The following is an 11,950-nucleotide window of genomic DNA, read 5'->3' on the forward strand; positions in this document are numbered from 1 at the left end:
CACCACCCCACAAAAAAAAGCGGGCAGAGGTGAACTCTACCCGCTTCTTTCATCAGATTAAGGCTTTATGATTACTTAACCTCTTTCAAATGCATCACTGCGCTTTTCGCATGCTTGGTCCCGACATCGGCATGACCGGCTTTGCCATGTTCCACCGCTTCCATGAGCTCGTGAACCCCTTCGTCTAAATGAGGATTTTTCACGTCCTTTTGGGCGCCTTGGGCGTGGTTTAAGGCCTCTTGCGCATGCTCAACCAACGCATCAGCATGTCCCTGTTCGCCATGTTTAACGGCTCCCTCGGCATGGGCAATCGCTTCACCCACATGTGGATTGGCTCCTGCAAGAGCGACAGACCCCCATGACCCCGCAATCAGTAAACCCAGAATGGCGAACAGACCAATTCCCCTAACAACCGCTTGCTTTTTCATCCCTGACCTCCTTGAAAAAGTAAATAAATATTAAGCTGAGAGTTTGGAATATCCTCTCATCCCTCACACACAAGATCAAGATGATCTCATTTGATCCTGATTGGTGACTCGATATAATAACTTCACATCTTTTTCCGCCGGTGCCGCGAAATCACGTGACCATTCCCACCATGACCCTGGATAAACTTTCACTCGTGGAAACCCGACGTATCGCAATAGACAAAAAACCCAAGCCGCCCGCACCCCACCCAGGCAATATGTCATGATTTCCTGATTGTCCCGTAACCCGTGGTCCTCAAATATTTTCTTGACCTGCTCCGGAGGTTTCACTGTGGCATCCGGTTGTAAAAACCGGTTCCACGGGATATTGATGGCAGAAGGAATATGGCCGGCCCGAGGCAACCCATCGATCTCCTTCCCCGCATATTCCTCAACGCTTCTGGCATCAAGAATAATGGTATCCGGATGGGGTCCTTTGACCAGCTTTTTCAATCCATCCTTATTCACAATGAGGTCCGGATTGGCCTTGACCATAAAATCGCCCGGCTTGGGTTGAATTGCTTCATGTTCAAAGGGACGCTGCTCTGCAGTCCACTTGACCCACCCACCGTCCAGAATCCGGACGCTGGAATGCCCCAGATACGTTAACATCCAAAACATGCGTCCCTCATCACCCCAATTATCGAAGGGGTTGCAATAAATAACCACGTCACTGGACTGGTTAATACCGAGCGCTCGAAGGCGCTGTTCAATTCTCCCAAAGTCAGGATCTAAGACCCCCTTTGCCACGGCCGAGGGATCGCTGTACTCATGCCAAGTGCTGTGAACGGCACCGGGAATGTGTGAGGAATAAGCGGCGCGGCCTCGTACATCAAGAATGACCAAGTCTTCGCGGCCCAGATTTTGGGCAAGTGATTCAGTATCAATGAAGAAATTTTCGGCCACAGTGCTTTCCTTTATGAATGAAGTGAAGACGTATCTGCCGGGGGATGAGGAGTAAGCCCATCGGACGGTGCCATACACCCTACCCTAAGATCGGGTTCCTGATCCTGTATCACCGTAGACAAGGTTGCATCCAAGGGGTACTCCCGTTCATAGATCGTAAAGACATATGGATCATCAGCCGTTAGACCATACTGATCTCTCAACATCTGATTTTGACTATCGGTCTGAATATGATACCGAATCCGCGCCTGAACGATCCACCCTTTTTCATGTTCCGGGATTTCATATTCAAAGGAATAATCCCGGCTGGCAAGGGGCAGCAATCGGTTATCGTATACTTCCACAATCACGGGCTGCCAGAGAATCCAACGGCCCATGGTATCAGATTGCTCATGCACCACCGTACCGTTCGAATCGCGCACCCTAAATTCAACGGTAAAAAACCGGTCAGGGTCCCCTGTCGGGATCTTGTGCCCCGCCCCCGCATTAATCAGGGTCAGCGTCAATTTGACGTCGTCACCCGGTTGGGGTGTCGGAGGGTCGGCCTGCACTTGGACAGCGACCGCTCGCTTGACCATGTCCGGATCATGACCTCCTCGCCAGAGATGCCGTCGACCGAATCGGATAGGGCTACCCTTGGCCACCGGCCGCTGGACTTCCGGCATATGACAACTCTGACAAATCAGTCCCTTTTCCTTCATGAAAAACTTGCCTTCATACTCAGGATACGTACCACAAGGCCCTGCATTGTAGAATTGCATGGGTCCCGAAACGACATTATGACAGCGATAACAGACTTGGGTCGTTCTGAAGGAAGGATCAAATTGGGTGGGATGCGGCGCCGCCGAATCGTCATATGGACCGAGAATTTTCCCATCCCGAACATGGCAGGCTGCGCACGTCACACCTTCTTGTTGATATTCCGCATCGTACCGGTAATTGGGAATTTGAATGGCTTTTTCGACACGCCCACGGGGAAGCTCTTGAATAAGAGTCGGTTGCTGATTTTCCAATGGCGTATGGCAATTCAAACAGACCCAAATATTGTCATCTTTTTTCCAATAGGCTTGAAAAAACGGATCGTGAAAGGCCTTGGCATGAATACTGGATTTCCACTCTTCGTAGATTTCGACATGACAACTTCCACATTCCTCCGCTTTCAAGCTCTGCAATCCCACTGGAATCTGTTGATAGGGAATGGGTTTCGCGTAATCTTCTCGTAAGCCGAATATGACTGTGGGACGAATCTCCGTGTAAAAAATGTAGATTCCTACCCCCAGCACCAACAGGAGCAACAACCACGCTTTTCCTCCCCATGATCGCTTTGATTTCATCACGTTAATTATCCAGCAGAGCCTGTAGATGACGGTCCACGGATCCCGCCAACCCCTTGAGGTGATATCCACCTTCTAAACATGACACAATTCGCCCACTGGCAAATGTTTTTGCAATCTTCGAGACAATCCTTGTCATATCGGCATACCCTTGCTCCGTTAAGGCCATACTCGCCAATGGATCATCCAGATGACCGTCAAATCCGGCCGAAATCAGAATACATTCAGGTTGAAAGTGCTCGGCAGCCGGGACCAAGACCTTCTGGAATACTTCGCAATACTTCTCATCCCCTTGTCCTCCCGGGAGCGGCACATTGATGGTGAGACCTTTCCCTTGACCTGCCCCGGTTTCCGTCGCCCGGCCCGTCCCGGGATAAAATGGAGCCTGGTGGGTACTAAAAAAAAGGACTGTGGGATCATCATAAAAGGCCTGTTGCGTGCCATTGCCATGGTGCACATCCCAATCCACAATCATAATCCTCTGTAGTCCATATTGTTGCTGAAGATAACGGGCGGCAATCGCGATGGTGTTAAAGAAACAAAACCCCATCGCTCGATCCGCCTCCGCGTGATGCCCAGGAGGCCGCACAGCGCAAAACGCCTGATCAATGTCGTGGTTCATGATCGCATCCACCGCCGCCAAACCCCCGCCGACCGCCAGATAGGCGGCCTCCAGCGTTCCCGGACACATCGACGTATCAGGATCCAGGGAGACATACCCAGTTGAGGGGGAGCGTCGCTCAAGACTCTCCACATAAGATGATCCGTGGACGAGTTCAATCCATCTCCGCTCGGCCCGTCGTGGGGCAACCTGAAGCAGCCGGGACCACGTTCCCGAACTCTCTAATTGCGCGCGTATCGCACGAAGCCGTTCAGGTGACTCCGGATGGCTTCTGCTCATTTCATGGAGCTCATAAGCCGGATGAGATACGTATCCAACACGTCCCATGCTCAAGAACTCCCAACCTTGAAAAGGAAATCATGCTGATGAGGGAAAACCTGATCACCGTTACCGGGAATAAACCTTGCGCCTACTGACAAGCAGGAGGGAAAAGCGAAAAAGATCCTAGCATAGGGGAATGGCTTAGACAACGAATACACCCGCATGATAGGCTCGTTTTCATCCACGTTCCGTCACCTTTATTTTGATCGGACTTCAGCCATGGCCAATCCTAAGATCGAACAATTCAAGAAAGTGCTCCAAATGGATCCGAAGGACGAAACCATGTGGTTCGGCCTGGGGAAAGCCTACATGAATGACGAAAATTGGAAAGAGGCGATTCCCGCCCTGGAGGAATGCATTCAGGTGAAACCTGAATACTCAGCTGCCTATTTTGCATTGGCTCAATCGCTTCACCAAACAGGCGAATTTGAAAAATGCCGGACAATATGCACCCAAGGCATCACCGTGGCAACCAAGAATGGTGATCTCCTCGTCATTAAGAACCTGGAAGCCCTCAAAGCGTCTTTGCCTTCATCCTAACCGCTCGTACTTTTTCCAATCCTTTCCCGCAGGTTCGCCTCACATCCTTTCCTTGATACTCGTGAGTTCCCGGGAGCTAAGGCGATATCGAGCAACCGGGTTCACTGCCAACAATCGAATTCGAGGGTCGCGTGCATCCCCTGGTGGTCGAGTGACCCACGTGACCTGGCGAATACGAATGGGATTACGTAATTCCTGCGCCGGTGCCTTCCATAAGGTCAGCAGGATCGCACTGAACTGAGGGACGTCGACGACCACTCCGACCAACATCGCAGCCAATCGTTGAAGATCCAAGGGAGGAATGTCCTGAGGGCGCCCTTTCCTCCATGGTAAATCGGGGACACTGACTGCCAGCAACACGGGTGCACAGTACCGTTCTAATTGCCTGGCTTTTTCGGCCATGCGTGACAACAATCGCCTGACCAAAGCCTGTTCAAAAAACTCATCCGAAGATTCCAGAATCTGGTGAGGTTGCAGGCGCACCGCCGGTGATTTGCGAGTAGGTCCCTGGGTCGATTGGATCACCGTGACTTCCACAAAAAATCGATGCGTACCTTCATAACACTCCAAATCCGCCGTTCGACCGCCAGAAGCCTCTAAAAATGCCACGGAAAAGCCCGCTTGCGCGAGAAAATACGCCGTCTCGATCTCGGCATGGGCGGACGCCGCCTGCCTGACCGGAAACCGATTAATGTGCTCCCACAATATCGCCAGTCGAGTCTGACTGTCTCCGTCATCACAGGCTTTGGCAAGAGTTTGCCATTGGTGAAGAATCAAATCCGACTTGGGTTGTACTTTCACACTCCTCCCTCTTGACCACGAAAATCGAAACAAAAAATGCGTTTATTGGCAATCGCGGCCCACGCGTTCCCCCCGACCTCAACCAGTATATCAATTCGAAGCGACAACAGGCTTTCCCTTCGGCAGGAAAATCGGGCAATAGCTTCTCCCTCACAGGCATTCACTACATATGAACTAAGGGGAAAAAGGACGCGAGAGGCTTACGCCGAGGGCCTGCTTAGCATTATGCGCTAGGGGCTTCTGAGGGATGCTTCAATTCTTCGAGTGTGAAGTGTTTCGGGAGCATGACCGGGAACACCACACCAATGGGATCGCCACGCAGAATGGTCGTGGTCTTGTCCGGAGAAGGGTCCAATTGCAGCAGAAAATTCGTCACAAAGGCATCGTGGTCAGGCAGAAAGTCATAGGGATTCGGGGTCAGTTTATATTCTTGCGTTTTGATCCCTTCCCAGATGGAGAAGGTCCGGTTGGAGAAATGATAAAAATGATTGGGGAGATCCTTCATCATCATGCCGACTTGTTTGGGGTAATAAAAACGAATGCCACAATAGAGCTTGGGAAATCCACTATTCAAAATCGTATCGACATACATCCCCGAAAATGACTTGTACCCCAAGAGCCGCTCTTCAGGAAGGATGGGCGGAGACTGCCATTCAAACCCAGTGCCTTTCCTACGAAACCGGCAATCCGCGGGTGAACGGATGAGCCAGCCATATTGCCCTACGGCCCGAACCGGCCCACAATCATCAGGAAGGACCTTGTATCCGGAGGCCGCTAACTCCCGTTGCTCAGGCAACGGCATGTTGGTCATCAAGGGGCGGTGAGGATGGAAATCTAGCTTGAGGCGTTCCGGAGCAAAGGCGGTGGCATACTCCCGCTCCCAATAAATGACCCATTTATCGTCTAAGTTTCCCGGTATCGAACTCATGGAATGCCCTTCAGGATTGCCCTGGGATCGTCTGCCCTCGCTTGATCATCCACGCCACTTCAGCCACACGCTTTCCCAACGCCCATGCATCGGCACGCTCCGCATCATTAATTCCAGGGCTATCGCCTTCCGTCGTCGCTGAAGCGCCAAACGCTCCTCCGTCACTCACGACAATCATCTTGTTTCCAAGCATGGCTGCAAGGATGGTCAACATCGTCACCTCTTTTCCGCTGGATATTTGCCCACCCGTCGCAAAGGCTGCTCCTACCTTATTACGCATTTTCCATTCAGGATACACGCCAAATTCAAACTGCCACCGGTCAAAAAAAGCCTTGACTTCACCGGACATATTCGACCAATAGACGGGCGAACCCACGATGACGGCATCGCTGCCAAACAACTCATCGGCGGTCACCTGCCCCACGGTCTTCAGGAGGACGGTGATCCCTGGTATCGATTCAGCACCCTTTTTCACACTCTTGGCCATCTCGGCCGTATGACCCGACAGAGAATGATAGGTGACTAAGACCTGAAGGCCATCGCTGGAATGAGGAGATGCTTGGGGAGACAAAGGTTGAGCGGAAACTTGCACATACCCACAACACCAAACAAGGACAGCCAGAGCTACCCATAAGGGATTTCCTCGAAAAATCTTCATAGGAGAATCAAACTGGAAGAGGGAGATCAAGTGTCCCGACCTGAAAGACCAATTCTTTTGAGCGTCAAACCCCGCTATCGGCGTTCAATTTCTTCGTCCATCTGCTCTTCAACCGATACGTGAGTCAAGGCCCCTCGATAATCGCACTTATGACATCGTACCCGGAATTCCTCCAACCACTTCTCTTGCACAAAATGTTGATGACATTTTGGGCACGCAAACACCCCCTTCACATAATGCACCTGCTTTCTATACTTCATAACCAACCCCTCCAAAATTTATTAAATAAAAGCTCGGTGCTAGCCTGCCATAGGCCTTTTTCCAATTGCAAATTGAAATCGAACCACTCCCGCAGGGTGGCACCCGGGCAAATATCTGCTCAAGACTCAGAATCATGGTGGTCTCCAAAGACCCTCGTCCGTTGTTTACGGGGAAAATATTGGTCATGAACCTTTTTGAGTCGGGCTTGCTCCACATGGGTATAAATTTGTGTCGTGGCAATGCTGGCATGGCCGAGCATCATTTGGACCGAACGAAGATCGGCCCCATGATCCAATAAATGCGTGGCAAAGGAATGGCGAAGCATATGAGGTGAAATAGGCTTGGTAATGCCTGCACGAGCCGTACGATCCTTGAGAATTTTCCAAAAACATTGCCGGCTCATGGCCCGACCCAGCCGGGTAAGAAATAACGCGGAAGACGTTCGCTTTTTGACAAAGGCCGGACGGGAAGACTGGAGATACTCCGAGACCAACTGGCGTGCCTTGTCTCCGATCGGAACAATTCGCTGTTTGTCCCGCTTGCCAGTCGCTTGCAGAAACCCCACATCCAGATTGAGATGCGCCATTTCCAAATTGATGAGTTCCGATACCCGAAGACCAGTGGCATAGAGCAGTTCCACCATGGCGGCATCTCTTAGATCTTCCCTGGTATCCATCAGGGACAAGTTAAGCAATCTGGTCACTTCGGCTTCGGACAACAACTTTGGCAATTGACTCCATTGCTTCGGCGTCCCTTTCAATATACCCTCAAATGTCGGATCATCCTTTCCCCTCTCAAACGATTTATAGAAACCCCTGATAGAAGCCAGGCACCTGGCAATTGAAGAGGAGGACAGCCCTTCGGCTTTCAAACTATTTAAAAATTGAAACCACAGTGGCCTGGAAAGATATGCGGGATCGGCAATGTCATGTGTTCGAAAAAAGATCTCGAGTTTCCTGAGGTCCCGGCGATAGCTCTCAATGGTATTCGCCGCATAGCCCTGCTCGACTTGCAACATGGTGAGATAACGATCAATACATTCCTGCATCGGCTCTTTACGCCACCCTCATCTTCACGATGGAAGAACCACAAACCTTTTCATGCCCCCACCGGGCATAATCCTATCCAGAGATTTTCTTGCATTCTTCTATTTTGGTAAGCGAACTTCCTGGTATACTAAACTAGAAAAACATTGTCGTCACCGTAATATGCTTGTGAATTATCCACCCAAGCATTCGGGTATTGGCCCGTTTCCATACGAACAATCCCTTCCATTTCCAAGGCGTTTAGGTAAATTCCCTTTGACGACTGTCAGACTTAAATATCTGTTGCTGCGAACCCTTTTGTGTCTCATCCTGGCAAGCTCAGGACTGCTGGTGAACCCTGGATGGTGGCCCTTCTCGGCCGGAGACATCAACCTGGCATTTGCTCAACAGTCTTCAACTTCCCCTCTTCTGGATCAGGCAAGATCGGAGCTGGAAGCCGATAATCCTGCAGCGGCCATTACGACTCTCGAGAAGCTGATTGATGCATTCCCTCCCCCAGAGATCCTGGAGGAAGCCTATCTTTTGCAAGCAACCGCTCTGAAACATGATCACCAGCCGACGGATGCCCTTACGGTTTTGAAGCAACTCCTGGAAGAATTTCCCTTTTCGCACTCCACGAACCCGGCTCGGGTCTTAATGGCCGAACTCTATATCGAGTTACAGAACTATGAGCCTGCCCTGGATCAATTGTATCAGGCATTGGATTATGCCACGGATCTGGACCTGCGCCGGTCCATATTCCAATTAATTCGTCAAACCGAGTTAAACAATCACAACCCGCTGGGCGCGGTCAAAGCCCTGTTAAATGAAATGAGTCTGGCCGACCAGACCGAACGGCTCGAGTTAGAAAGCCTCACTCAAACTCTGATTTTACAGCAGTTGGACGAATCCGCGCTCCAGGAACTGGTTGAGAGTTATTCCTCCCGGTATCCGGGTGACATCGCAACCATCCGGCTGATTGAACTGCATACGGCCCATGGGGATGAGGTCCTCGCCGAACGGGATATCCGGGGATTTCTCAAACGCTTTCCCACCCATCCCTATGCTCAAACGGCGATGGCCCTCCTGCAATCATTTATCAGCAAGATCAAATTTCATTCGCATATTTTGGCAGCCGCCCTGCCTTTTTCCGGTCCCATGAAAACCTATGGCACGGATTCGTTGAACGGCATTCGACTCGCTCTCGAAATCGCCAAAGAACAATGGGGACTGACTTCGATCGGGCTGGTTGTAAAAGATACCACAACCCTCACCGCCCCGTTGCGCGTCGAGATACAACAAATGCTTGATGAATTTCGCCCTCTTGCGGTCATAGGGCCCTTATTGTCACGTGAGATACAGGGACTCGGTCGACTCCCTGATGACTATGTCACGCCGTTTATCACCCCTTCATCCACGCTCTTAAACGTTCGGCAGTTTGGATCATTTTGGTTTAGTACGGCCATGACCTCATCCGTCCAGGCTAAACGCCTGGTGGAATATGCCATTCTAAAACTGGGATACCACCGTTTTGGCATTATTTATCCCCAAACAGCGTATGGACGAGAAATGGCTGATATGTTCGCGAAGGAAGTGTTGCACTCCGGCGGGGAAATTATCGCCTCAGAAGGCTATGCTGATGACCAGACCGATATTGGTGAACAATTACGCCACTTGAAGGAGAAAGATCTCGCCAAATACGGCACCACCAAAAACGAAAAAACCCGAACCGGAGAAGATCGCTTGGTCTACACACCCGGATTTGACGCGGTATTTGTCCCGGGACAGCCCGTGCACTTGGCCCTCATTGCGGCACAACTGGCATTTTATGACATGAATGTGCCGATTTTAGGCGGCAATAGCTGGCATAACTCTGAGTTATTTCGGTGGGCCAAAAACGATCTTGACGGCCATATTTTTGTCGATGGATTTTTCCCCAATAGCCCTGATCCTAATATTCAGATGTTTGTTCAGCGGTATCGCAGTCAGTTTCAAAAGGAACCATCCCTCTTTGCCTTCCAGGCCTATGATGCGGCAACCATGGTGATGGAAACCATCCGCCAGGGTGCACAATCCGGACAAGGGGTCTGGGACCAACTTGTGCGACGCTCTGACCTGCCGGCTTTGAGTGGATTTGCCTCTTTTAGTTCCGCCGGCATACTGAACCGAAGGCTCTACCTCCTCCAAGTCAAAAATAAGACCTTCACCCAACTCAACTAAGCCAAATGGATTCCCTTTCCTCTTTTCTTTATAACCTCTCTTTCATGCTGGTTCCACTCATGGCCGCGGTGGTGTTACACGAATGCGCCCATGGATGGGTCGCAAATTTCTTTGGAGACCAGACGGCCAAAAACCTGGGACGACTCACCATCAATCCCCTCCCCCACATCGACCTGTATGGAAGCATCATTGTGCCACTGATGCTGTCTCTTATACCTGGAGGGTTTGTGTTTGGTTGGGCCAAACCCGTTCCCGTTAATCCTGCACACCTCCATAACCCCAGACGAGATATGGCGTTTGTGGCCGCAGCCGGACCACTCATGAATTTGTTTTTGGCCATTGTCAGCAGCCTGTTGCTCGCCCTGTTTCTTTATCTCGACCCCACCCTCCAAGCTAACTGGCCTCCCCAGCCTGGCGTTGAACCACGCCGCGATCTTCTCGGCATGATCCTGGTTCCCCTCACGGCCATGGCCTTATCTTCCATGATCATTAATATCGTGTTATTTTCATTCAATCTTTTACCGGTTCCTCCTTTGGATGGGAGCCGGGTCCTTCGTAGCCTCCTCCCGGTCAGTTCCGCGGAAGTCTTAAACCGGTTGGAACCCTATGGGATGTTTTTTATTTTGGGGCTCCTGATGCTGAATTCGTATATCCCCATAATCAGCAGCTTTATCGGAATGGTGTTTCAGGTATTTCAACACCTCTTTTTACCTGCTTTCATAACTTAACGAGAACCGGAATACTGACTATGACCACACGAGTACTTAGCGGCATGCAACCGAGCGGGCTCATGCATTTAGGCAATCTTCTTGGGGCGCTGGAAAATTGGAAATCCCTACAAGCCCAGTACGAATGTTATTTTTTTGTGGCCGACTGGCATGCCATGTCGACAAATTATGCCGACACCGGCCGGATTAAAGAATTCACACAGGAATTGCTGATTGATTGGCTGGCTGCCGGCATTGATCCGGATCGGGCTACGGTGTTTGTCCAATCCAGCATTCCCGAACACGCCATTCTCCATTTGCTGTTCTCTATGATAGTGCCTATTCCCTGGTTGGAACGAAATCCTACGTATAAGGAAAAGCAGGAGGAGATCAAAGAAAAGGATCTTTCCACCTATGGATTTTTGGGCTATCCGGTGCTCCAGGCGGCAGACATTCTGTTATACAAACCCGATCTCGTCCCGGTCGGCAAGGATCAGCTTCCCCACTTGGAACTCACGCGGGAAATAGGCCGCCGGTTCAACAATCTCTATTCGCCGGTGTTTCCTGAACCCAAGGCACATCTCACACAATTCCCCAAGGTCATGGGCACCGACGGACGCAAAATGAGCAAAAGTTACGGCAATACGATCAATCTTTCCGATACCGAGCCGGTCGTTCGACAAAAGCTCAAAACCATGGTGACGGATCCGGCACGCGTCCGCCGGACCGACAAGGGCAATCCTGATGTCTGCCCGGTATTCGACTTTCACAAAATTTATTCATCTGCCGACGTCGTCAAACAAATTGACCAGGATTGCCGCACCGCTGCTATTGGATGCATCGATTGCAAACGCCAAGTTGCCGACGCCATGGTGGAACGCTATCGACCTATGTGGGACACACGGGCCACAATACTTCAACATCCAGAACAGACGCAGGAAATGGTAGAAGAAGGACGCAAACGCGCCTCTCATGTAGCACAGGAGACGATGCAGGAAGTGAAAACCGCGATGAAAATTCTCTAGCAACCTCAAACCGCACAATCCTCGAACCCCTTCTGAAGAAGAATTTTTCTAGTACCAAAGCGGTCTATTAAAAGGACAATCCCACGTTTCTCAGTCAAAAGAACGCACACATAAACCATGTTCACGGGAATCGCG

13 protein-coding genes are annotated in these 11,950 nt (G+C 50.8%); 4 read left to right on the plus strand and 9 right to left on the minus strand.

Annotated features, from left to right (window positions below; genetic code table 11):
- Positions 1–71: 71 nt before the first annotated feature.
- The 4 genes from smbP to LX98_RS15675 form a co-directional block, all read right to left on the minus strand.
- Positions 72–428, minus strand: a complete 357-nt coding sequence (gene smbP / locus LX98_RS15660) for a small metal-binding protein SmbP (protein ID WP_496429792.1) — start codon at positions 426–428, stop codon at positions 72–74.
- A 75-nt stretch (positions 429–503) separates the two neighbouring features.
- Positions 504–1,373, minus strand: a complete 870-nt coding sequence (locus LX98_RS15665; protein WP_496429793.1) for a rhodanese-like domain-containing protein — start codon at positions 1,371–1,373, stop codon at positions 504–506.
- Positions 1,374–1,384: 11 nt separating this feature from the next.
- Complete coding sequence (locus tag LX98_RS15670) at positions 1,385–2,710, minus strand: hypothetical protein (RefSeq protein ID WP_496429794.1); 1,326 nt, start codon at positions 2,708–2,710, stop codon at positions 1,385–1,387.
- Between the two features lies 1 nt (position 2,711).
- Positions 2,712–3,656 carry a histone deacetylase family protein gene (locus tag LX98_RS15675; protein WP_496429795.1) on the minus strand — a complete coding sequence of 315 codons (945 nt, stop codon included), beginning with the start codon at positions 3,654–3,656 and terminating at the stop codon, positions 2,712–2,714.
- A 213-nt stretch (positions 3,657–3,869) separates the two neighbouring features.
- On the opposite strand from LX98_RS15675, the gene LX98_RS15680 reads away from it, so the two are divergent.
- Positions 3,870–4,190: a tetratricopeptide repeat protein gene (locus LX98_RS15680; RefSeq protein ID WP_496429796.1), complete on the plus strand. Its 321-nt coding sequence runs from the start codon at positions 3,870–3,872 to the stop codon at positions 4,188–4,190.
- Between the two features lie 39 nt (positions 4,191–4,229).
- On the opposite strand, the gene LX98_RS15685 is transcribed toward LX98_RS15680, so the two are convergent.
- The 5 genes from LX98_RS15685 to xerD all read right to left on the minus strand — a co-directional run bounded on the left by LX98_RS15685 (position 4,230) and on the right by xerD (position 7,886).
- Complete coding sequence (locus LX98_RS15685; RefSeq protein WP_496429797.1) at positions 4,230–4,991, minus strand: hypothetical protein; 762 nt, start codon at positions 4,989–4,991, stop codon at positions 4,230–4,232.
- 223 nt (positions 4,992–5,214) lie between these two features.
- Positions 5,215–5,919 carry a hypothetical protein gene (locus LX98_RS15690; protein WP_496429798.1) on the minus strand — a complete coding sequence of 235 codons (705 nt, stop codon included), beginning with the start codon at positions 5,917–5,919 and terminating at the stop codon, positions 5,215–5,217.
- Positions 5,920–5,929: 10 nt separating this feature from the next.
- On the minus strand, positions 5,930–6,577 hold the full coding sequence (locus LX98_RS15695) for an NAD(P)H-dependent oxidoreductase (RefSeq protein WP_496429799.1): 648 nt from the start codon (positions 6,575–6,577) through the stop codon (positions 5,930–5,932).
- A 74-nt stretch (positions 6,578–6,651) separates the two neighbouring features.
- Positions 6,652–6,837 (minus strand): hypothetical protein, encoded by a 186-nt coding sequence (locus tag LX98_RS15700; protein ID WP_312646431.1) that lies wholly within the window; start codon positions 6,835–6,837, stop codon positions 6,652–6,654.
- Between the two features lie 119 nt (positions 6,838–6,956).
- Positions 6,957–7,886 carry a site-specific tyrosine recombinase XerD gene (xerD, locus tag LX98_RS15705; RefSeq protein ID WP_496429800.1) on the minus strand — a complete coding sequence of 310 codons (930 nt, stop codon included), beginning with the start codon at positions 7,884–7,886 and terminating at the stop codon, positions 6,957–6,959.
- A 253-nt stretch (positions 7,887–8,139) separates the two neighbouring features.
- Between xerD and LX98_RS15710 the strand changes: the two genes are divergently transcribed.
- Genes LX98_RS15710 through trpS form a run of 3 tightly spaced genes read left to right on the plus strand, consistent with a single transcriptional unit; the run spans position 8,140 to position 11,815 of the window.
- Entirely contained in the window at positions 8,140–10,083 is a 1,944-nt protein-coding gene (locus LX98_RS15710; RefSeq protein WP_496429801.1) for an ABC transporter substrate-binding protein, read from the plus strand.
- A gap of 44 nt (positions 10,084–10,127) precedes the next feature.
- Positions 10,128–10,811, plus strand: a complete 684-nt coding sequence (locus tag LX98_RS15715) for a site-2 protease family protein (RefSeq protein WP_496429802.1) — start codon at positions 10,128–10,130, stop codon at positions 10,809–10,811.
- Positions 10,812–10,831: 20 nt separating this feature from the next.
- Positions 10,832–11,815: a tryptophan--tRNA ligase gene (trpS, locus tag LX98_RS15720; protein ID WP_496429803.1), complete on the plus strand. Its 984-nt coding sequence runs from the start codon at positions 10,832–10,834 to the stop codon at positions 11,813–11,815.
- Positions 11,816–11,950 lie beyond the last annotated feature (135 nt).

This window comes from Nitrospira marina, from assembly GCF_059568365.1.

Coding starts and splice junctions, on each gene's coding strand:
- smbP (WP_496429792.1), bottom strand. CDS start 428: ATGAAAAAGCAAGCGGTTGTTAGGGGAATTGGTCTGTTCGCCATTCTG.
- LX98_RS15680 (WP_496429796.1), top strand. CDS start 3,870: ATGGCCAATCCTAAGATCGAACAATTCAAGAAAGTGCTCCAAATGGAT.
- LX98_RS15715 (WP_496429802.1), top strand. CDS start 10,128: ATGCTGGTTCCACTCATGGCCGCGGTGGTGTTACACGAATGCGCCCAT.
- xerD (WP_496429800.1), bottom strand. CDS start 7,886: ATGCAGGAATGTATTGATCGTTATCTCACCATGTTGCAAGTCGAGCAG.
- LX98_RS15675 (WP_496429795.1), bottom strand. CDS start 3,656: ATGGGACGTGTTGGATACGTATCTCATCCGGCTTATGAGCTCCATGAA.
- LX98_RS15700 (WP_312646431.1), bottom strand. CDS start 6,837: ATGAAGTATAGAAAGCAGGTGCATTATGTGAAGGGGGTGTTTGCGTGC.
- LX98_RS15695 (WP_496429799.1), bottom strand. CDS start 6,577: ATGAAGATTTTTCGAGGAAATCCCTTATGGGTAGCTCTGGCTGTCCTT.
- LX98_RS15690 (WP_496429798.1), bottom strand. CDS start 5,919: ATGAGTTCGATACCGGGAAACTTAGACGATAAATGGGTCATTTATTGG.
- trpS (WP_496429803.1), top strand. CDS start 10,832: ATGACCACACGAGTACTTAGCGGCATGCAACCGAGCGGGCTCATGCAT.